General features: G+C 55.5%; 17 protein-coding genes. 11 read left to right on the top strand and 6 right to left on the bottom strand.

Annotated elements, in window-relative coordinates:
* The first annotated feature begins 827 nt into the window (after positions 1–827).
* Both AB3U87_RS01660 and AB3U87_RS01655 read left to right on the top strand, forming a co-directional pair.
* Complete coding sequence (locus AB3U87_RS01660; RefSeq protein WP_253460597.1) at positions 828–2,357, top strand: lipopolysaccharide biosynthesis protein; 1,530 nt, start codon at positions 828–830, stop codon at positions 2,355–2,357.
* Entirely contained in the window at positions 2,354–3,352 is a 999-nt protein-coding gene (locus tag AB3U87_RS01655; protein ID WP_301729426.1) for a glycosyltransferase, read from the top strand. The genes AB3U87_RS01660 and AB3U87_RS01655 overlap by 4 nt, the downstream gene beginning before the upstream one ends.
* 3 nt (positions 3,353–3,355) lie before the next feature.
* Here the strand turns inward: AB3U87_RS01655 and AB3U87_RS01650 are convergent, their stop codons facing one another.
* Entirely contained in the window at positions 3,356–4,705 is a 1,350-nt protein-coding gene (locus AB3U87_RS01650; protein ID WP_253460603.1) for a cation:proton antiporter, read from the bottom strand.
* A 679-nt stretch (positions 4,706–5,384) separates the two neighbouring features.
* Between AB3U87_RS01650 and hemB the strand changes: the two genes are divergently transcribed.
* Entirely contained in the window at positions 5,385–6,362 is a 978-nt protein-coding gene (hemB, locus tag AB3U87_RS01645) for a porphobilinogen synthase (RefSeq protein WP_253460606.1), read from the top strand.
* 79 nt (positions 6,363–6,441) lie between these two features.
* Here hemB and AB3U87_RS01640 read toward each other — a convergent pair whose 3' ends face one another.
* Positions 6,442–7,326 carry a LysR family transcriptional regulator gene (locus AB3U87_RS01640; protein WP_253461292.1) on the bottom strand — a complete coding sequence of 295 codons (885 nt, stop codon included), beginning with the start codon at positions 7,324–7,326 and terminating at the stop codon, positions 6,442–6,444.
* A gap of 276 nt (positions 7,327–7,602) precedes the next feature.
* Between AB3U87_RS01640 and AB3U87_RS01635 the strand changes: the two genes are divergently transcribed.
* Positions 7,603–8,799, top strand: coding sequence for an MFS transporter (locus AB3U87_RS01635; protein ID WP_370734235.1), 1,197 nt, complete (start codon positions 7,603–7,605; stop codon positions 8,797–8,799).
* Here AB3U87_RS01635 and umuC read toward each other — a convergent pair.
* Both umuC and umuD read right to left on the bottom strand, forming a co-directional pair.
* Positions 8,772–10,034, bottom strand: a complete 1,263-nt coding sequence (gene umuC, locus AB3U87_RS01630; RefSeq protein ID WP_253460613.1) for a translesion error-prone DNA polymerase V subunit UmuC — start codon at positions 10,032–10,034, stop codon at positions 8,772–8,774. The genes AB3U87_RS01635 and umuC overlap by 28 nt on opposite strands.
* Positions 10,018–10,452, bottom strand: coding sequence for a translesion error-prone DNA polymerase V autoproteolytic subunit (gene umuD / locus AB3U87_RS01625; protein WP_253460616.1), 435 nt, complete (start codon positions 10,450–10,452; stop codon positions 10,018–10,020). Before umuD ends, umuC begins: the two co-directional genes overlap by 17 nt.
* Positions 10,453–10,817: 365 nt before the next feature.
* Between umuD and AB3U87_RS01620 the strand changes: the two genes are divergently transcribed.
* A complete protein-coding gene (locus AB3U87_RS01620) occupies positions 10,818–11,510 on the top strand; it encodes a DUF421 domain-containing protein (protein WP_370734234.1) in 693 nt (230 codons plus the stop codon).
* Between the two features lie 241 nt (positions 11,511–11,751).
* Here AB3U87_RS01620 and AB3U87_RS01615 read toward each other — a convergent pair whose 3' ends face one another.
* Complete coding sequence (locus AB3U87_RS01615) at positions 11,752–12,636, bottom strand: ROK family protein (protein ID WP_253460622.1); 885 nt, start codon at positions 12,634–12,636, stop codon at positions 11,752–11,754.
* A 215-nt stretch (positions 12,637–12,851) separates the two neighbouring features.
* Positions 12,852–13,937 (bottom strand): aldo/keto reductase, encoded by a 1,086-nt coding sequence (locus tag AB3U87_RS01610; RefSeq protein ID WP_253460625.1) that lies wholly within the window; start codon positions 13,935–13,937, stop codon positions 12,852–12,854.
* Positions 13,938–14,440: 503 nt separating this feature from the next.
* Here AB3U87_RS01610 and AB3U87_RS01605 point away from each other — a divergent pair.
* The 6 genes from AB3U87_RS01605 (at position 14,441) to otsA (ending at position 20,281) form a co-directional block, all read left to right on the top strand.
* Entirely contained in the window at positions 14,441–15,355 is a 915-nt protein-coding gene (locus tag AB3U87_RS01605) for a manganese catalase family protein (protein WP_253460628.1), read from the top strand.
* 294 nt (positions 15,356–15,649) lie between these two features.
* Entirely contained in the window at positions 15,650–15,898 is a 249-nt protein-coding gene (gene ycgZ / locus AB3U87_RS01600) for a regulatory protein YcgZ (RefSeq protein WP_253460631.1), read from the top strand.
* A gap of 115 nt (positions 15,899–16,013) precedes the next feature.
* On the top strand, positions 16,014–16,265 hold the full coding sequence (locus tag AB3U87_RS01595) for a hypothetical protein (RefSeq protein ID WP_253460634.1): 252 nt from the start codon (positions 16,014–16,016) through the stop codon (positions 16,263–16,265).
* Between the two features lie 213 nt (positions 16,266–16,478).
* A complete protein-coding gene (locus tag AB3U87_RS01590) occupies positions 16,479–17,651 on the top strand; it encodes an HD-GYP domain-containing protein (protein ID WP_253460637.1) in 1,173 nt (390 codons plus the stop codon).
* 427 nt (positions 17,652–18,078) lie between these two features.
* The gene (gene otsB, locus AB3U87_RS01585; protein ID WP_253460640.1) at positions 18,079–18,882 is read left to right on the top strand and encodes a trehalose-phosphatase; all 804 of its coding nucleotides are present in this window, start codon (positions 18,079–18,081) and stop codon (positions 18,880–18,882) included.
* Positions 18,857–20,281: an alpha,alpha-trehalose-phosphate synthase gene (otsA, locus tag AB3U87_RS01580; protein WP_253460644.1), complete on the top strand. Its 1,425-nt coding sequence runs from the start codon at positions 18,857–18,859 to the stop codon at positions 20,279–20,281. Before otsB ends, otsA begins: the two co-directional genes overlap by 26 nt.
* Positions 20,282–20,770: the final 489 nt, after the last annotated feature.

The following is a 20,770-nucleotide window of genomic DNA, read 5'->3' as shown; positions in this document are numbered from 1 at the left end:
ATCCTACAACAAGCTGATTCACATTTTTATTTTCTTATTCAGGTCATTTTTATTTTATGCGGGTAAAATAGTAAAGAAGATGATATTTATTTTTATCTTTAATCGTATTGGTGTGTTTTTTTATCACGGTCGTCCAGGTTTTTTTAAACTAATTAATAAAACGAGGCATAAAAAATAACGATTGAGTTAGCATCGGTTTTTCTGTGCCTTAAAGCGCTCAGCATTCATTGGTCCGAATAGAAAATAAGCCGGTGGAATAGTGAGCTGAAAACGGGTTAACTGTCCGCGCTTATGACAGGGCAGGATCCTCATCAGGGCCGATTGGGGGAATTTTTCGCCAGAGGCTGAATTTGCGCGCGCTGCCGGTTGGCTTCAGGCTTCACTCCGCGCAGCTTTTCGCTATCCATAAGCCGCCTTTTTCTGTTGGCGGACGAGGCTGCCGCGTCGGGCAGCCGGCAAGGGCCAGAAGAAACTAAAAGCCCGTCTCAGCATCAGGGCCACCCGCTAAACCTTGTCGGCCATGACTTTCGCCATGCTCACGACATCGCTCCAGATAAAAATGGCCCGGCAGAATGTAAAAAGCGGATAATGATTGTTCAGCCTTTTTTATCTCAGATTTACTATTTTTTTAATAGCCTGTATTGGACGTTAAAGATACAAGCTTGCCGCATTCTTTTATAACAACCTGTTGCCGGGCGGTACTATTCAGGCGTGACTTCGGGCATCGCGCATCGCGCTTTTAAGACTATTTCCCGGATGTAGTTCGGGCAGCGATTTGTTAGTCTGCGTTATTGATAAATGATAAACCGAGCACGATAGAAGAGATTATGTCGATTAAGCGTAATGCGGTTGCGAATTATGTCGGTCAGATTTATATCACGCTTGCCGGGATACTGGTCGTACCCTTATATATTCATCAACTGGGCATGGAGATTTACGGCCTTATCGGCTTTTTCTCGATCCTGTTGACCTGGCTACAGCTGCTGGACGTGGGGATTTCCACCACGCTGCTGCGTGAGGCGGCCCGCTATCGCGCCGATCGGGAGCAAAACCCGTGGTTTCCCTCGCTGTTCGCTACGCTGGGTAAGTTCTTTCTGATCTCTTCCGCCGTGCTGGTGGTGATGGGCTGGTTCGCCTCGCCTTATGTCGCCTCGCACTGGCTGCATGCGAAAACTATCCCGCATCAGGATTTGGTGATTGCCGTCGGCATCATGGTGCTGACCGCCGCTATCCGCTGGCGTATCGGGCCTTATCGCAGCGTAATTGTCGGCTATGAACATCAGGTCTGGCTGAACGCGCTGAACCTGGTGGTGATTACGCTGCGCACCTTTGGCGCGGTGTTCGTTATTCGTTTCGCGTCGAACCCGGTCATCTTCTTCTTCTGCTGGCAGCTGTTGATTTCACTGGGCGAGGCCTTCTTCTGCATTCGCAAATCCTACCAGCTGGTGCCTAAAAGCGATCGCAACACCAGGGTGGATAACCTGAAAGGCGTGCTGAAGCCTTTCCTGCGCTTTGCCGTCGGCGCGGCTTTTTCCAGCGCCATCTGGACGTTTATTTCGCAGATTGACCGTCTGGTGCTGTCCAAAACGCTGCCGCTGGCGACCTACGGTTCCTTTACCGTGGTGGCGACGGCGGCAACCGGCATCGTGATGCTCAGCAGCCCGATTATGCAGGCGATTGTGCCGCGCATGACGGGGATGCGTACCAAAAGCGAGAACGGCGAGCAGGAAACGCTGAAGCTGTATCGCTGGACAACCCAGGCGGTAAGCATCTTTATGGCGCCGCTCAGCCTGACCATCGCTTTCTATCCAACCCAGCTGATTTGGGCCTGGACGCAGAACGCGCAGATTGGCGAGCAGATGTCGCTGGTAATGACGCTGTATGCGCTGGGCAGCGGCGTGCAGGCGATTGTCGGCCTGCTTTATAATTTGCAGTATGTGAACGGCAACCTGTCGCTGCATATGAAAGGCTTTACGCTGTTTGCCATTATCCTGATCCCGCTGAATATCTTTGCGGCCATCCACTATGGCGCGCTCGGTACCGGTATCGTGTGGGTTGCGCAAAACATTTTCTACCTGCTGGTCTGGTCATGGATTGTGCACAGGAAGTTTGCGCCGACGATCCATATGCAGTGGCTGACCCGCGACGTGCTGCTGATCTGGGCCGTTTCCGCCTGCGTGACCTTCCTTACGCTGTCGATCCCTTTCGAGTGGAACGATAACCGCTGGCTGAACCTGCTCTACCTGGGGCTGATTGGTTTTGTGAACCTGGTTATCTGCTGCCTGCTGCACAGTAAAGTAGGCGACTACCTTAAAAACGTAACTTTCCGTCGGCTGAACCTGCGAGGTGAAAGATGAGTAACCAGGACGATCTGGCGCAGCCTACGCTGTCCGTGATTATGCCCGTCTATAATGGCCGGGCCGATCTGAGCGAGGCTGTTGATTCGCTGCTGCAACAAACGGTAGTGCCGCAGCAGATTATTATTATCGACGATGGCTCGACCGACGGTACCGATCGGCTGATTGAAGAGTATTGCCAGCGCGATCCGCGCATTCAGCTGGTGCGTAACGCGCACGGCGGCGTCAGCGCCGCCAGGAATAAAGGGCTGGAGCTGGCCACCGGCGACTTCATCTACTTTATGGATGCCGACGATCTCACCGGCCCGACGCTGTTTGCCGACTTCCTGCGTGAAAAGCGCGCCTGTCCGGAGCTGGAGATGTTCTGCTTCGCCGCCAAAATGTTTATGGACGTGCCGGTGGCAGAGCGCAAGCCTGAGATCACGCACGCCCGTAACCTGAAAGGGGTGTACAGCGGCGGCACGGCCTTTATTCAGCAGTTGAACAGCAGCGGCTCCGCGCATCGCGTGCTCTGGTCCAGCATTATCTCTCGCGAGCTGATTGTCCGGACCAAAAGCCGCTTTCTGCCGATCCAGAATCACGAAGACGCGCCTTTTATGTTTACCCTCTATTTGCAGGCAAAACAGGTTTTCGTGACGCCAGAAGCCTACTACTTTAAGCGCTATACCACGACGTCGCTTTCCGTCCGTACGCGCGATTTTTCCTGGGTGAAGAACTACTTTATCGCTCGTGAAGGTACCGAAGAGGCTATCCGCGCCGCCAACGTGCCGGTGGAACGTTCGCTGGTGGATGATTACTATTTTCCGGTGATGAGCGGCTGCCTGAAAATGTTGCGCGAGCATGATATGACCGTGCCGAAGGAGTACCAGCCCAGGGTAAACGCGCTGGTACGCCAACTGACGCGAAACAATATCAAACTGATGGTTATCTGGTATCTGAACCCGCTTTACAGCAGCCTGGTCTACTGTAAGAAAAAACTCTCCAGCGCGTTATAACGCTTATTCGTCCTGCTCTTTGGCGGCGGCTATTTTGGCCTGCCGCCAGTTGAGCAGCGGCGTGACCGAAATCCCATGCACGATGACGCTGGCAACGATTAACGTAAAGGCGATATTCGCCATGCGCGTCATCTCTTCGCCCGCCACGCCGTGCGTATAGGCCCAGGCAATATAGTTGATACTGCCAATCCCCCTGATCCCCAGCCAGCCGATAATCATCTTCTGCTGCCACGGCACTTTAATGCCTGTCGTGCCGAGCCATACTGCCGCAGGGCGGATAAATACAAACAGCACCAGCGCCATCAGCAGCCCGTCCGGATCCCAGTGATGCGCCAGCGTCACGCCCAGCACGATAATAATGCCGGCCGCAAACAGGCGTTCCACGGTATCACCGAACGACAGCGCATCGCCGACGACCAGGCCTACCGAGCGCGCCGGATCCGGATCAAGAGATTCATGACGGATATGCGGATTGACCAGCACCTCCGCCGGTGGGCGATGGTCGCTGTCGTCAAACGCATCGGCAGGCTGGCGGCGGATAACGTTGACTTCCGCCCGACGCAGACCCACGCCAGCGGCAAAAGCGGCCAGGAAGCCGGAGGCGTCCAGCGCCTGAGCCGCCGCATAGCTCAGCGCAATCAGCGCCAGCGCCAGGAAATCATTCGGGGCGACATCTTTATGCGCGTAGCGCAGGTGCGTGACGTACTGGCCGACAAAGCGGCCAAACACAAAGCCGATGCCCAGCCCGCCGGTGATCCCCCAGAGCACGTCCTTTAACGCCCAGTGGCGGAAAAGATCCAGCGTCATTTCCTGCTGCGTGGTCAGCAGCGTCACCGCCAGCATCAGCAGCGGCAGGGCGGTGCCGTCGTTCATCCCGGCCTCGCTGGAGAGCGACACGCGCAGGTTGTCGTCATCGCGGGCATCGTTAACGGAAATCAGGCTGGCCAGTACGGGATCGGTCGGCGCGACGATGGCGCTAAAGGCGATGGCAAACGGCCACGAAAGCCCGACCAGATAGTGTGCCGCCAGCGACATACCCAGCACGGTCAGCAGCATGCCGGGGAAAGCCAGCCGCATCCCCAGCCGCCAGCCCTGATGCCGGAACGGCAGCCTGAGTTTCAGCCCGGTGATAAACAGCGAGGCCGCCATTGCGATCTCGGTAAGGTGAGCGGTCAGTTCGGCATGAGCGGCAATATCGATATGCAGCAGATCCAGCACCCAGGGGCCACAAATTACGCCGGCAATCAGGTAGAGAGAAAACGTGGTGATCGGGCCGCGATTGATCCAGCCTGATGCCAGCGACATCAGTAATAAAAGCCCGCCCGTTGCGGCTGTCCAGCCAAGAAAATCCATCGATACGCCTCCATAGTCGTCAGGGGTGATATGGACGCTGACTTATCATGCAAAGCGCCACAGAAAAAAATACAACAAAAACAAGCTTATATATTATAAATTTAAGGTTTCCCTTTTCCCGGTGACAGCAAATTGTCTACTTAAATCATATACCTGGCTCACTGAGTATAGACCTAAAAAAAGGGACGCTTGCGCAAATGGGCCGTCAGGCCGAAACCCGTCCGTGGCGAAACGTCTTTAGCGCCAGTTCTGCGCGACGTCCATCTGGAACTGCAATTTACGGAATGAGCGTTACGGCTCAGGGATGGGACTGCTTTTTGTCCGCCTTCATTTGCCGTGCCTGAACTGATATGCCCACAAAATGACTGAGTGCTGAACCACACCCGAAAAACGATTAGCGTTAGTGGCCAGAGGCTTTACAAGCCCGGGCATAATTTCAGGATGTCATGGCGTCCGATCATGAAAATTCTCACCAGGATTACCGCCTGTCTGTTACTTATTTCAGCGCGGCCAACAGAGGCGGCGTCGCGGATAATAACCCAGGCATTCTGTGCCGTTCGCCAGTGAAGAAAAGCGACAGACATTGTCAGAAAGCGCCTGTGGGTATACTGTTAACGGACTTTCTTTTTATCCCTGCGGCGCCTCTCTGCCGCTGACTATCTGCTAAACCGAGGTTGTTTTGTCGACTCTATCCCCAATTCTTCGTCCACGACGCCTGCGTCAAACGCCTTCCTTCCGCTCGCTGTTTCAGGAAACATCGCTCAGCATTAACGATCTGGCGCTGCCGATCTTTGTTGAAGAGGGTCTGGACGACTATAAAGCGATTCAGGCCATGCCTGGCGTGATGCGTATTCCGGAAAAACGTCTGGCCTATGAGATCGAGCGCATCGCGAAAGCGGGCATCCGTTCGGTAATGACCTTCGGCATCTCTCATCATACCGACGCCGACGGCAGCGATACCTGGCAGGAAAACGGGCTGGTTTCGCGCATGTCCCGTATCTGTAAAGAGACCGTCCCGGAAATGATCGTTATGTCCGATACCTGTTTTTGCGAATACACCTCGCACGGGCACTGCGGCGTGCTGCACGATCATGGCGTGGACAACGACGCCACGCTGATTAACCTGGGCAAGCAGGCGGTTGCCGCCGCGCGCGCGGGTGCCGACTTTATCGCGCCTTCCGCCGCGATGGATGGTCAGGTCGCGGCTATCCGCCACGCGCTGGATGAAGCGGGCTTTACCGATACGGCTATCATGTCCTACTCCACCAAGTTCGCCTCTTCCTTCTATGGCCCGTTCCGTGAAGCGGCAGGCACCTCGCTGAAGGGCGATCGCAAAACCTATCAGATGAACCCGATGAACCGCCGCGAAGCGATCCGCGAGTCGTTAATCGACCAGGCTGAAGGCGCGGACGCGCTGATGGTAAAACCAGCGGGTGCCTATCTGGATATCATCCGTGACGTGCGCGAACGTACCGAGCTGCCGCTGGCGGCCTACCAGGTCAGCGGCGAGTACGCAATGCTGAAGTTCGCCGCGCAGGCGGGGGCGATCAACGAGCGCGAAGTGGTGCTGGAAAGCCTGGGCGCCATCAAGCGTGCGGGCGCCGATCTGATCTTCAGCTACTTTGCGCTGGATCTGGCCGAGAAAAACCTGCTGTAACCGTAGCGCTTCATTTTAGCCACCAAGGTTAATCACCGGGCAGGACGGGTTTTGCCTGTTCTGCCCGGATAACCGCATCTCAGCGCGGCCCGCGATACCTGACCGCTTCCACAAAGGCGGAAAACGCCGAAGAAGTGTTGCGACGGTTGGGATAATAAAGATGAAATCCTTCAAACGTCGGGCACCAGTCCGCCAGTACCTCTACCAGCCGACCCGCCTCAATATGGGGTTTCGCCATAAAATCCGGGATGCAGGCCAGGCCGATACCGTCCAGCGCGCCGTTCAGGATATGAATATTGCTGTTGCACAACAGCGGGCCGTTGGCCTTGATATTCAGTTTTTTCCCGTCTTTTTCAAATTCCCAGGCGTAAATACTGCCGCCGACCGAATGCCGGATATTAATACAGCGATGGGCGGTCAGATCCTGCGGAACGACAGGATGTGGATTGCGGCGGAAATAGTCCGGCGCGCCGACCACGGACAGACGCCAGTCCGGCCCGAGGCGCACGGCGATCATATCCCGGCTGATCGATTCGCCTAAACGAATACCGGCATCAAAACGCTCGCTGACAATATTGGTAAAGCCGTAATCAATGCAGATCTCTACGCTGATATCAGGATAGGTGTTGAAAAACGCGGGCAGTATCGGCCGCAGCAAATTTTCCGCCGCGTCGTCTGAGCAGGTGATGCGAATATTACCGGCAGGCGTATGGCGCAGCTCGCCAATGCTGTCAATTTCGCTGTTAATCTGATCGAAAAGCGGCCCAACCGACTGCAACAGACGCTCGCCGGCTTCGGTAGGCGCAACGTTGCGCGTGGTGCGCGCCAGCAGGCGCACGCCCAGCCGTTCTTCCAGATTGCGAATGGTATGGCTCAGCGCCGAAGGGCTGACGCCAAGACCGGCGGCGGCTTTGGTAAAGCTTTGCGCCCGGGCAACGGCCAGAAAGGCCACGATATCGTTCATAGTATCCACGCAGAATTGCTGATTAAATTTCACAAGCGCGTAAAAATTACCCCATCCGATCGCATTACTCTATCTCTTTTACCGCTTCGCCTGCCTGCGGCGCACAAAACTCCAAAGCCCTGCAGTGCCGCTCTTTATGCGTGCTCACGGGTCTTTGAGGCTTTGCGTTCGTTGATTGATGCAAAAAATTCACAATTACATGCGATTACGCCCGTCTAATCATTAACCCGGCCAGCGTGCAAAATAGCGCAAGTGTTAATAATATCGGAATCGTTCATGAATAGTGCTGTAGCGGAACAATCTCGTCATCACCCTGCCTGGGGCGCCGTCTTTTCGATGGCGCTTGGCGTAGTGGTGCTGATCGCCTCAGAATTTATGCCGGTCAGCCTGCTGACGCCCATCGCGCAGGGGTTAGGGATCAGTCAGGGCCATGCCGGACAGGCAATTTCCGTCAGCGGTTTTTTTGCCGTGCTCACCAGCCTGCTTAACACGCCGCTGACCGGGCGTTTCGATCGTAAAAAAGTGCTGATCGCCTTTACGCTGCTGCTGACGCTTTCCGGGCTGACGGTAACCTTTTCGACCAATGGCCTGATGTTTATGGTCGGCAGGGCGCTATTGGGGATCGCCATTGGCGGCTTCTGGTCGATGTCGACGGCGACGGTGATGCGCCTTGTGCCTGCTCACGCGGTAGCGAAGGGCCTGGCGCTGATCAACGGCGGTAACGCGCTGGCCGCTACCGTCGCCGCGCCGTTGGGCAGTTTTCTTGGGCAGTATATTGGCTGGCGCGGGGCGTTCTTTATGGTGGTGCCGCTGGCCGTTATCGCCTTTATCTGGCAATGGCGCAGCATTCCATCATTGCCCGGCAACGGCCGCAACAAAGCCGCCAACCCGCTGCGCCTGCTTGTTCGGCCGCCCGTGGCGCTGGGCATGGCGGGCATTATGTTTCTGTTTATGGGGCAGTTTGGCATTTTTACCTATCTGCGCCCGTTTATGGAAACCGTCACCGGCGCCAACGTCAACCAGCTCTCTTTGCTGCTGCTGCTGTTGGGCGGGGCGGGACTCATCGGCACCTGGCTTATCGGTACGCTGCTTGAGCGCCGCCTCTACGCTTATCTGATCGCCATTCCGCTCGGCATGGCGCTGCTGGCCGCCTTGCTGATCGCGCTGGGGCATTCTCTGCTGCTGACCGGCGTGCTGCTGGCGCTTTGGGGGCTGGTAGCGACGCCTGCGCCGGTGGCGTGGGGGCTGTGGCTAAGTCGCGCGCTGCCCGACGATGCCGAAGCGGGCGGCGGCCTGATGGTGGCGGTGATCCAGATGGCGATCACGCTTGGCGCGGGGCTGGGCGGCCTGCTGTTTGACGCGGCCGGCTGGTGGAGTCCGTTCGCCTTCGGCCTGGCGCTGCTGGTGCTGTCGGCGCTGTTTGCCGGGCTGGCCCGTCGCTCGTTTTACTTCGCCGTCGGCAAATCGCTGTAGCGCGTGGTCCAGGCGGGAGAGAGCATCTCCCGCTTCATCGACCAGCTTTTCTCAATGCCCTGTCCGGCAAACCAGACTTTCCCTTTGCCGGAGCGGTTCAGCGTATCAATGGCGGTCATTAACGCCGCGCTGTTGGCCTTCGGCTGCGTTTCGGCAAACAGATCCAGCTGCGCCACGCCTTCGCTGTAAAAATCGCTCAGCATCACGCCCGCTTTGATATAGCGTTCGCCTTCGCGCCAGATACGGTCCAGCGCCTCGGTCGCCACCCGAATAATATCGCGCGTATCGTTCGAGGGCAGCAGCAGCCTGCCGGAGGCCTGGTTGTTATAGCCGGTGCCGTTGTCGTCGTGCGGGCTGGTGCGGATAAAAACGCTGATAAAGCGGCAATACTGTTTCTCGCCGCGCAGCTTTTCCGCCGCGCGTTCGGCCCAGGCGCAGATCGCCTGATGCATATCCTGATAGTCGGTGACGCGGTGCCCGAAAGAGCGGCTACAGACGATCTGCTGTTTAGCGGGTGCCATTTCCTCTAACGCCAGGCAGGATTCGCCGCGCAGCTCGCGCACCGTTCTCTCCATCACCACGCTGAAGTGCTTGCGGAGGGTGGGGACGGGACTGTCGGCCAGATCCAGCGCGTTTTTAATGCCCATCAGCTGCAAACGCTTGCCGACGCGACGGCCAATGCCCCAGACTTCTTCAACCGGCACCAGCGGCAGCAGCCTGCGCTGGCGCGCCGGATCGGAGAGATCGACCACGCCGCCGGTTTTGCTCCACTTCTTCGCCGCATAGTTAGCAAGCTTGGCCAGCGTTTTGGTTGGCGCGATGCCGACGCCGACCGTCAGGCCGGTAGCTTTCAGCACCTGCTGCCGGATGTCGCGGCCAAAATCCTCCAGCGAGAGACAGTTGCTGACGCCGGTCAGATCCAGAAAAGCCTCGTCAATAGAGTAAATTTCGCTCGCAGGCGCCAGCTCGCCAAGCAGGGTCATCACCCGATGGCTGAGATCGGCATACAGCGCATAGTTTGAGCTGAAAACCTGCACCTGCTGACGCTGGAGATCCTGTTTAATTTTAAAATAAGGTTCGCCCATTTTAATGCCCAGCGCTTTTGCCTCGGCCGATCGGGAAATAATACAGCCGTCGTTGTTGGAAACGACCACCACCGGCCTGCCGCGCAAATCGGGACGGAACACCGTTTCGCAGGAGGTATAAAAGCTGTTGACGTCAACCAGCGCGAACATTTTTGGTGGATTTCAGAATAAAAGTGACCACGCCAAAAATTTCCAGCTCTTCCGCATCGTGAAACGTAATCGGAGAATAGTGACGATTGCGCGGCATCAGCTGTAAAAAAGGGCGGAGGCGTAGCTCTTTAACGGTAAATTCACCGGCCACGGCCGCTACCACGATATCGCCATGCTCTGCGGTCAGCGAACGATCGACCACCAGCAGATCGTCATGGCCGATCCCGGCCTCAATCATCGAGTCGCCGCTTACTTTGATAAAATAGGTGGCGCTGGGATGACGCAGCACCAGCTTATTCAAATCCAGACGGTCCTCAATATAATCCTGGGCCGGACTGGGAAAGCCGCAGGGTACGCGCTCAATAAACAGCGGTAAAAAAAGATCTTCCATAATTTCAGCAGGGGAAATCGGCTGCATAATGCTTATTCCGGTTTAACTGTGTTTATATACAGTATCGCTGAATGCGGGCGGCAGGCAAGGCATTGATCGGAACTTTCCGGCAACAGATTGTAATAACAGGAATTTATTCGCTTTTTCTTAAAGGTGCGTCCCCGGTTAATAAAGCAGCTTATACTGCAGCGGAAATAATAGTTGCGCCGGAGCAGAAGGATAAGAGCCGCTTATTTCTTTTTTGCGCTAAGTAAAATCCAGCGTGGATGCAGGGCCACCAGCCTCGTTTTATGCATCTTAATAATGGCTTTCTGCGCAGGAAAATGTCATAAAATATCAACTTTTCCACTGACGCCTTATCATTTTTTTCTTTGGGATAATCACGCACGCTTATGTTTTCTTTCGACTGGCACCGCTTTTTCTTGAACGATCTTTCCATTACTTTTTTAGGCGAGGTCGCGGTTCGGGTACTCTTCGCCTACATCGTTGTTTTTCTCTTTCTGAAAGTTTCCGGCAGGCGCGGCATTCGCCAGCTGTCGCTGTTTGAGCTGGTGATTATCCTGACGTTGGGATCGGCCTCAGGAGACGTCACTTTTTATGATGATGTGCCTGTGCTGCCGGTCGCGATGGTTTTCCTGGTGCTGCTAGTACTTTATCGTTTTACGACTTTTCTGACCGCACGCAGCTCACGGGTCGCCCGATGGGTGGAGGGCGAAGTGATCACACTGATTCAGGACGGCCTGTATGTGCTGGACAGCCTGGACGGGCTGAACATTTCTGAAGACGAATTCTTTATGGAGCTGCGGCAGGAGGGCGTGGAGCATCTGGGTCAGATCCGGCTGGCGCTGATCGAGCTGGACGGCGATATCAGCGCTTACTACTACGATCGGCACGAGGTGCGGCCGGGCCTTTCCGTGCTGCCGCCTCAACATCGGCAGGATTATACCTGCGTGCCCGCAGATGGCCTCTACGCCTGCAACCATTGCGGAGAAACGCAGCGGCTACAGGCGCAGCAGCAGCTGAGTTGCCCCCGCTGCCAGCGCAATCTCTGGTCGCTGGCGCTGACCACCCAACGAGCGCGCTAGCGAGGCTGGCGTAGCCAGCATAACGGCAGGCTGCCCAACGAGTGCTGACAGGGTTATTGGTATAGCCTTGCCAATGGCGCCAGCGATGTTGCTGGGCTTAGCCTTGCCGACGGCGCCCGTGAGCTGCCTGACGAGCGTTGGCGAGCCTTGCCGTTGGCGCCTGTGGATTGCCTGACAAGCGCGCCAGCGATGTTGCTGGGCTTAGCCTTGCCAATGGCGCCCGTGCGCGTTGATACGCCTGTCAGCCGTGGGTATCGCGCTGGTTACTTTGCAGGAAGTGCCAGGCCGCGCCTAACATCCCGGAATCGTTGCCGAAGGTGGCCGTATCCACCGGGATGGTTTTGCCGAACCAGGCCAGATGAAACTTCACCTCCTCCAGAAAATCCTCGCGCTCGGTGATGCCGCCGCCCAGAAAAATGCATTCGGGATCGAATACGTTCGCCAGGTTATAAATGCCGGCGCACAGATCCTGATAAAAGGTGGTGACCAGCCTGGTGGCGACCGGCTCTTTATTATCCCAGCCGGAAAAAACGTCTTTGCCGCTGACCTCGTCCACATCACGCCCGCTGTGCAGCGCATAGCTTTTGCGCAGCGCGGTCATCGTACAGTTGTCGCCCATCGTATAGTGGCTGACGCTGCCGCCAGCGGGACGCGCCACCAGCAGGCAGCCGAACTCGCCGGCGCGATCCTGCTTGCCTCGTACCAGCGCGTCGTTGCAGAAGGCCGCGCCGCCCAGCCCGGTGCCGATGGTGATCATCAAAAAATCGGACATATTGCGTGCTTTACCCAGCCAGCGTTCGGCCAGCAGGGCGCAGTGCGCGTCGTTTTCCACGGTGGCGGGCAGGGAGGTTTTTTCCGTCAGCCATTTACTCAGGTGGAAATCATCAAATGCCCTGACCGTGCCGCCCATCGACACAAACCCGTTGTGCGGATCGACATAGCCCGGCACGCTAACGGCAATGCCTTCGCAGCCGGGTTTTTTTTCCAGCCAGTCCAGGATAGCGCCCAGAATAGCCTCGCGCGATCCTTCGTTATCCGCTTTATCACTGGCCAGAATGTCGCCTTTATCCGTTACAACGCCCATTTTTAACGAGGTACCGCCAATATCAAATACGGCAAGTTTCATATCCTTCTCCTTTTGTTTTTTTATCAGTATAGCCGCAGACCAATTGCGCCGTTGCGTTGTGCGGACAGCGATAACAAAAGTGCGGCGGCCTGTTTTTTATTACGGGCGAGGCTACGGATTAAGGCGGAATATAAAGGCAGGTGAACAAGATATAAAAGGGCCAACGATAAACGCGAAAACGAACCCGTCAGCCGGGTTCGTTAGCCGCAAAAAGATTATTTACGGTCGAGATCTTTCCGTTCTTCCAGCGTTTGCTGATACTCATCCAGAAAAACTTTTTCCGCAGGATCCAGTCTGTCCATGCCGCTGGTGAAACGGTGCCAGTACGGATAGCGCGGCGCAGGACGCGTCGCCTGCTCAATACGTTTGATCTGCGCTTCGCTCAGCGTCAGCTCCGCTGCGGCCAGGTTGTCCTGCAAATGCTGTTCGGTGCGGTTGCCAACAATCAGCGACGTGATGCCCGGACGCGTCAGCAGCCAGGCCAGGCAGACCCGCGCGGTCGATACATTATGCTCTTTGCCTACTTCGGTCAGCACGTCGATAACCCGGTAAGCGTGCTCCATATCGTGCACGTAGGGTTCCGGCCAGCCGTTGCCCTGACGGGAGGTCGCTGGCGTTTTCACATTGCGCTGTACGGTGCCGGTCAGCAGACCTTCGCCCATCGGCCCCCAGATTAGCGTGCCGATATTCTGATCCAGCGCCATCGGCAGCAGCTCGAACTCCGCCTCGCGCGACTCCGGCGTGTAGTAAATCTGCTGGCTTACCGGCTTCAGCAGATGATTCACTTCGGCGCAGCCCAGCGTTTTCATCATCTGCCAGCCGGTATAGTTCGAGGTGCCGAAATAGCGGATTTTGCCGCTTTTCACCAGATCTTCCAGCGCGCGCAGCGTCTCTTCCACCGGCGTCACGCCGTCCCAGTTATGGATCTGATAGAGATCGATATGATCCGTTTTCAGACGCTTTAAGCTGTTCTCGCAGGACTTAATCAGATGAAAGCGTGTGGCGCCGCTGTCGTTAGGATCGTCGCTCATCGGGCTGCGGGCTTTCGTGGCCAGGATAACGCGCTGACGATTGCCACCCAGCGCCTCGCCCAGCGTTTCTTCCGCCCCGCCTTTGGAATAAAGGTCGGCCGTGTCCACGGTATTGACGCCTCGTTCCAGCGCTATCTCAATAAAACGGCGGGCCTGGCGAACATCGACGTTGCCGGTTTTTTCAAAGCCGGCCTGGCCGTTAAAGGTTAACGTCCCGAGCGTCAGCTCAGAAACCATCAGGCCGGAATGGCCCAGTTTTCTGTACTTCATTGCTTTCTCCTCACTATGAAAACCCGAGGGCAAGCATAGACCACAAAAAACGAGACCAGGCCGCGCGGAAACTATTTCGTACAAATGCAGATTATTCAGGTGTTTTATTCCGGCCAACACGAAATAAGAAATCCCATACGGCAGCAATCATCGCTGCGTAATTCGCATGGCAATCTTAATGATAATTATTTCGCTAAGACGGCGGGTTAAAACAGCTATTTAGCCTGGCAGGACGCAATTCTGTTTTTCCCTGGCCGTAATTAACACCCAGGACTAATCTTATTCGTTTTACTTTCCGCTCAGGTACCTTGCAGGGGAAAAAAGTAAACTATGCTTTAAACGAGGTTTTTAAACCTGAATAGTGACGTTGAATATCCTCAAGCAGAAATACCCCATGTAATCTATTTCTGCCGCCATAACTCAGGTATGAAAACCAGCAATAAAGAGCGGAGAGATCTGCCGCAGAGCAGATTGCCGGAAGCCTTTTCTGACTGGAGTGAGCTATGTTCAGACACGTAAAAAAATTGCAGTATACCGTTCGCGTTGCCGAGCCAAATCCCGGACTGGCTAACCTGCTGCTGGAACAGTTCGGCGGGCCACAGGGCGAGCTGGCCGCGGCCTGCCGCTACTTTACCCAGGGCCTGTCGGACGAAGACGAAGGCCGTCGCGATATGCTGATGGATATTGCCACCGAAGAGCTGAGCCACCTGGAAATTATCGGTTCGCTGGTCGGGATGCTGAACAAAGGCGCCAAAGGCAAGCTGGCCGAAGGCACGGAAGAAGAGGGCGAGCTGTACCGCTCCATCACCGGCAATGGTAACGACAGCCACCTGACGTCGATTCTTTACGGCGGCGGCCCGGCGCTGACCAACTCCGGCGGCGTGCCGTGGACGGCAGCCTATATTGATACCATCGGCGAACCTACAGCCGATCTGCGCTCTAATATCGCCGCCGAAGCGCGCGCTAAAATCCTCTATGAGCGCCTGATTAACGTAACGGACGATCCGGGCGTTAAGGATGCGTTAGGCTTTCTGATGACCCGCGAAGTTGCGCATCAGATCTCTTTTGAAAAGGCGCTTTATTCCATTCGTAATAACTTCCCGGTCGGCAAGCTGCCGCCTATCGAGCAGTACTCAAACGTTTATTACAATATGTCAGAAGGCGGCGAGGTGCGTGGAAGCTGGAACTCGGACGAAAACTTCACCTACGTAGCCGATCCGGCACCGGCGGTAGATGGCGGCGACGGTTATGCCAGCATCACGCTGCCGTCCGATCAGAAAACCGAGCTGGATAATCTGGCGTTGCGTACCGCTTCCGATACCACGGTGAATCCGGTCACCGGCACCGATCTTGGCGCATCAGGGCCAATCGAAAACGAAACCGTAGGCAAATCTGCAGTAAACGTACCGAAAAAATAAGGCGTCATCGCGGGGAGACAGCCGTTCTCCCCCGTTTTTACTCTTGGTTGTACAAGTTTGCGCTTAAGCCTGTCATTTCCTGTTTTTGTTATAACCGGCTAAATAGTTTGAGAAAAGGTTGTTAGTTATTAACTAAAATGTGACCAAATAACGCCTTTTATGTCTCAAAAAAGCATTTTTTGCAAAAAAAATCCGCCCCAGACTTTTAAGATACTGTACATTAATTGAAAAGCTGTACAGGGTAGAAACGTTACCCCCTTCGGGCATTCTTTCACCTGCTTAAGAGGATCCATTATGCGTCAGGATAATTTCAACACACAAACTGCGGACATGAGCCTCTACTTCGGCGCCCATGACGCTGCTGTACCTTCTCATCAGGAAACGCTGGGTGAGGTAGTGATGGAGATTTTAAAATCCGGCATGACGGTTAATCGCCAGTCAATCTGTGCAAAGCTGCTGAGCCGCCTGGCCGATGTCAGTGAGCCCGACCTCGAAAAACATCATCACGAACTGATTGCTATGCTGTTCGGTCGCGAAAGCTAAACGCCCGCGTAGCCCACCGCTCGTTCGACCTGCTTTTTCTTTCCGCGTGGGTTCAGGCGTTCCGTCCTGCCACGCGGAAAGCGATCCACGCGGCAGACAAGCCAGAGAAGTTTCCATGGACCATCGCCATTCTGAAAAATTACGGGATCTGATGCTGGGAGAAGCCACGCTGGCGCTTCTTGAGCAGCAGCGCCCGCTTAATCTTGCCTCGCTTATTAATGAACTGCGCGCGCTGGCGGCCCGACAAACGGATGAAGAGCACCGCAAAGCCTGCCTTGCCGCTATCAGAGAGCTTCGCCATGCTCAGGTCAGCGCCGGTGAAGCCCTGAATCGCCGTTCCGCCAGCGACGACAACGTTATTCACTAATCTTCCCGAAGCCGACCTCCGTACGGCGTAATGCCCTCTTCGCCTTCCAGCCTGAAAACGACTTACCTTTTCAGGCTGGCGAACAGCCTGCCCCGGGCAATGTAAATAAATCGAAAAAAGCAAAATAAGCGGCGACAATGGCTGAAGGTTTTTTTCGTGCCGCCGATACCTGTGCAGATTGGAGGAAAAGGCAGGAGGGGCAGGAGGGGGGAAATGATAATAAGAATTCAGATACACGAGTTGCGCACCGGCATGTACGTGCACAAGCTGGAAGTTTTCTGGCTGAAGCATCCCCTCGTGCGTAACCATATGCTGCTTACCACGCAGCAGCAGATTGACGTCATCGTGGAAAGCGGCATAAAAGAAGTCTGGATCGATCTGGAGAAAGGGCGTGGCCCGGACAGTCAGGATCCGCTTCACGAACAGCTTGCCCTGCCCAGGGTATCGGGTATCCATGAAGAGATCGCGCAGGCGCAGGCGATCTGCTTGCATGCCAAAGGCGAAGTGATGAGCATGTTCAACGATGCGCGCCTCGGTAAAACGATTGATACCCGCAGCACGCTGCCGCTGGTGGACGAAATCGGCGGTTCCCTCAGCCGCCATCCGGCCGCGCTGCTGAGCGTAGTGCGGCTGAAAACGCACGATGATTATACCTACCTGCACTCCGTGGCGGTCTGCGCGCTGATGGTATCGCTCGCCCGCCAGCTTAACCTCAATGATGAACAGACGCGCCTGGCAGGCACGGCCGGCCTGCTGCACGATGTCGGCAAGGCGGGCGTATCGCTGGAGATCCTCAACAAGCCCGGCAAGCTCACGGACGATGAGTTCGACGTGATGAAACAGCATCCGGTCATGGGCGAGGATCTGCTGCGCCGCAGCGGTGAAAACGAAGCGGTGCTGGACGTGGCGCTGCATCATCATGAAAAAATCAACGGCAGCGGCTACCCGCACGGCCTGAAAGGCAAAGATATCTCCCAGCTGGCGCGCATGGCGGCGATTTGCGACGTCTATGACGCCGTCACCTCCAATCGTCCTTATAAAGCGGGCTGGAATCCGGCCAGCGCGATGCACCAGATGGCCAGCTGGGAAGGGCACTTCGATCGCAAAATCTTTTACGCCTTTGTGAAAGCCGTCGGCATCTATCCGGTCGGCTCAATCGTGCGTCTGGCTTCCGGTCGCGTGGCCGTGGTGATTGAACCGGGCGAAAGCTCGCTGCTGCTGCCCAGGGTTTGCGTGTTCTATTCGCTTTCCGCCAATCATATGCTGCGGCCGGAAGTAATCGATCTGGCCGATCGCTACTGTTGGGACAGTATTGCCGGGCCGGAAGAGGCGGAGACCTGGAGCCATTACAACCTGAATACGCTGTGGATGTCGCCCGTCGCCTGACGGGCAGGAACAACAGCGCGCTAACATTTCAACACCAACTTTCCTGTTTCTACCAAAAATTTCACAATTTCGTATTACTCCTGGGGTTTTTGTCGCGATTATTTGCCATGTTAGAGGCGTAACAAGCGGCCCCGGAGCCAGCACGTCTGGCAGGGCCGCTATCAGTGACTATACTGATAGCTGATGTTGTTACGTATGTGGCAACGAGATGAGACAGACTGCACGAGGCGTGCAGAGATTATGCAGAAGGAATCAGCGCCGAATACCCTCTCTAACGCATCCTCTTTCTCGCTCCGCCACATCCGCTGACAAAAAATTTTTCCTCGTGCGTTGTGGGCAAAGCAGACCTGACGTCTGTTTCCGCCAACGTCAGTCCAGACATTGGGCCGACGTAGCGCCGTGGCACACATAATCAGGAGGAATATTTGTGAATACGCTGGAATCCGTACCCCCTTTAGTGCCTGAAGGACGTTACGCTTTTTTCTTTGATGTGGACGGCACGCTGGCCGCTATCCAGTCACGCCCGGAAGAGGTTTTTATCCCTGCTGCGGCCAAAGCCGCGCTTTCTCGCCTGGCCGAATTGAGCGACGGCGCGCTGGCGCTGGTTTCCGGCCGTCCGACGCGCGAGCTGGATGCGCTGGTGGCGCCTTTGCGCTTTCCGCTGGCCGGCGTGCACGGCGCGGAGCGTCGCGATGCAGCCGGGCATACCGAGCGGCTTTCCCTGCCGGACGACGTCTCTGCCTCATTGACGTCGCTGCTGAGCGAAGCCGTGGCGAAGATGCCGGATACGCAGCTGGAAACGAAGGGCATGGCATTTGCGCTGCACTACCGCCGCGCACCGCACTATCAGCAGGCTATCCTGACGCTGGCGGAAACGATGACCCAACGCTTTCCCGAGCTGGCGCTACAGCCAGGCAAATGCGTGGTGGAGCTAAAGCCGAAAGGCGTCAGTAAAGGTGCCGCCATTGCCGATTTTATGCAGCAGGCCCCTTTTGCCGGCAGAACGCCGGTATTTTTAGGTGATGATTTGACCGATGAGGCAGGTTTTGAAGCGGTCAATGCCCTGGACGGCATCGCAATCAAGGTAGGTGAAGGTGAGACAAAAGCGGGCTATCGCCTGGCTGACGTCGAGGCCGTTTATCACTGGCTTGAGCAAACATTATTAAAACTAGATCAAGACGATAAGTCATTAAGGAGTCAAGGTTATGAGTCGCTTAGTAGTCGTATCTAACCGCATCGCCGTACCGGATGGGTCAAAAACCAGCGCGGGCGGACTGACCGTTGGCATTATGGATGCGCTGAAAACCACCGGCGGCCTGTGGTTTGGTTGGAATGGGGAAATCAACGAGATCGGCGAAGAAGACAAGGAGATGGATCTGTTTGAAAAAGATAACGTCACCTACGCTTCTTTTGGCCTTAATCAAAACGATTACGACCTTTATTACCTGCAATTTTCCAATGCGGTCGTCTGGCCAGCCTTCCACTACCGCCTTGATCTGGTAAACTTCCAGCGCGAGGCCTGGGATGGCTATTGTCACGTCAACACCATGCTGGCGAAACGCCTGCTGCCGCTGATTGAGCCGGACGACGTGCTGTGGATCCACGATTATCATCTGCTGCCGTTCGCCGCCGCATTGCGCAAGCTGGGCGTGAAAAACCGCATCGGCTTCTTCCTGCATATTCCTTTCCCGACGCCGGAAATCTTCAACGCGCTGCCGCCGCATAATGAGCTGCTGGAGATGATGTGCGATTACGATCTGCTGGGCTTCCAGACAGAGAGCGACCGTATGGCGTTCCTGGAGTCACTGGCGCTGCTGACCAACGTGCAGACCAACGGCAAAACGCACGTGGCGTTCGGCAATCAGTTCTCTACCGAGGTGTATCCGATAGGCATCGAGCCGGACAGCATTAAAGAGATGGCTGAAGGGCCGCTGCCGCCGAAGATGGCCGCGATGAAACGCGACCTCGGCGACGCCAAAAACATTATTGCCTGTGAGCGCCTGGACTACTCGAAAGGGCTGCCGGAGCGTTTCCTTGCCTATGAAGCGCTGCTGGAAAACTTCCCCGAGCATCGTGGGAAAATCCGCTATTCGCAAATTGCGCCAACCTCGCGCGGCGACGTGCAGGCCTATCAGGATATTCGTCATCAGCTGGAAACGGAAGCAGGCCGCATTAACGGTAAATACGGCACGCTGGGCTGGACGCCGCTTTACTACCTGAACCAGCATTTCGATCGCCGCCTGCTGATGAAAATCTTCCGCCTGACCGATATTGGTCTGGTGACGCCGCTGCGTGACGGGATGAACCTGGTGGCAAAAGAGTATGTGGCCGCGCAGAATCCGGAAGATCCTGGCGTACTGGTGCTGTCACGCTTTGCCGGGGCGGCCAACGAGCTGACCTCCGCGCTTATCGTTAACCCTTACGATCGTGATGAAGTGGCTGCCGCGCTGAACCAGGCGTTAACCATGCCGCTGGACGAGCGTATCTCACGCTACAACGACATGATGGACGTGCTGCGTAAGAACGATATTACGCACTGGCGCAAATCCTATCTGAAAGATCTCCAGGCATTGCCGGTACGTAGCCAGGCACAGGGCGGGGCGGATAAAGCGGCGACGCTCTCCGTCTAGCATAAGTCATGCCAGTTAATTTAGGGGCGACCGTGGGTTGCCCTTTTTTTTTTAATTTTTTAAGTCCGTATTGCTCAAAAAAGCGCCTTAAAAGGACCACCGGAAAGAAAAAAAAGGAAAAAAATCACTTTTTACTAAAGAAAACAAGGCGCGTGCCGATACCTACTGCCTGAGGTTAAATTTTTGGCACAAACATTCGCGTTGCTAATGTTACCCCTGGTTACATCCGCTGGCACCCGCTAAACACAGGGCTGACGCGGCTTACACTCCCTAAACACTTCCTGTCGCAAACCTGCAATATCTTACTCTGCACGCATCATTGCCCCTGTCGATAGTTACCTTTAGTGATTACGATTTACACATGCTTAACATACAAAAATCAGCATATTCCTCTGCATATTTGTCTTTTATGCGTTTTTACATCCAGTTGTGCGCGTAAACACATCATTCCTCCATTCAATCGACGTAAAAGGAACCATTTTCATCGGT

Origin of the sequence: Erwinia plantamica (assembly GCF_043420595.1) — a bacterium.
GTDB classification, from domain to species: Bacteria; Pseudomonadota; Gammaproteobacteria; order Enterobacterales; family Enterobacteriaceae; genus Erwinia; species Erwinia aeris.
The sequence above is the reverse complement of the archived record's forward strand: the minus strand, read 5'-3'. Positions and strand labels throughout refer to the sequence as shown.

What these genes read in the sequence shown, in the direction of transcription:
- AB3U87_RS01660 (WP_253460597.1), top strand. Translation starts at nt 828, where the DNA reads ATGTCGATTAAGCGTAATGCGGTTGCGAATTATGTCGGTCAGATTTAT.
- AB3U87_RS01655 (WP_301729426.1), top strand. Translation starts at nt 2,354, where the DNA reads ATGAGTAACCAGGACGATCTGGCGCAGCCTACGCTGTCCGTGATTATG.
- AB3U87_RS01650 (WP_253460603.1), bottom strand. Translation starts at nt 4,705, where the DNA reads ATGGATTTTCTTGGCTGGACAGCCGCAACGGGCGGGCTTTTATTACTG.
- AB3U87_RS01640 (WP_253461292.1), bottom strand. Translation starts at nt 7,326, where the DNA reads ATGAACGATATCGTGGCCTTTCTGGCCGTTGCCCGGGCGCAAAGCTTT.
- AB3U87_RS01635 (WP_370734235.1), top strand. Translation starts at nt 7,603, where the DNA reads ATGAATAGTGCTGTAGCGGAACAATCTCGTCATCACCCTGCCTGGGGC.
- umuC (WP_253460613.1), bottom strand. Translation starts at nt 10,034, where the DNA reads ATGTTCGCGCTGGTTGACGTCAACAGCTTTTATACCTCCTGCGAAACG.
- umuD (WP_253460616.1), bottom strand. Translation starts at nt 10,452, where the DNA reads ATGCAGCCGATTTCCCCTGCTGAAATTATGGAAGATCTTTTTTTACCG.
- AB3U87_RS01620 (WP_370734234.1), top strand. Translation starts at nt 10,818, where the DNA reads ATGTTTTCTTTCGACTGGCACCGCTTTTTCTTGAACGATCTTTCCATT.
- AB3U87_RS01615 (WP_253460622.1), bottom strand. Translation starts at nt 12,636, where the DNA reads ATGAAACTTGCCGTATTTGATATTGGCGGTACCTCGTTAAAAATGGGC.
- AB3U87_RS01610 (WP_253460625.1), bottom strand. Translation starts at nt 13,937, where the DNA reads ATGAAGTACAGAAAACTGGGCCATTCCGGCCTGATGGTTTCTGAGCTG.
- AB3U87_RS01605 (WP_253460628.1), top strand. Translation starts at nt 14,441, where the DNA reads ATGTTCAGACACGTAAAAAAATTGCAGTATACCGTTCGCGTTGCCGAG.
- ycgZ (WP_253460631.1), top strand. Translation starts at nt 15,650, where the DNA reads ATGCGTCAGGATAATTTCAACACACAAACTGCGGACATGAGCCTCTAC.
- AB3U87_RS01595 (WP_253460634.1), top strand. Translation starts at nt 16,014, where the DNA reads ATGGACCATCGCCATTCTGAAAAATTACGGGATCTGATGCTGGGAGAA.
- AB3U87_RS01590 (WP_253460637.1), top strand. Translation starts at nt 16,479, where the DNA reads ATGATAATAAGAATTCAGATACACGAGTTGCGCACCGGCATGTACGTG.
- otsA (WP_253460644.1), top strand. Translation starts at nt 18,857, where the DNA reads ATGAGTCGCTTAGTAGTCGTATCTAACCGCATCGCCGTACCGGATGGG.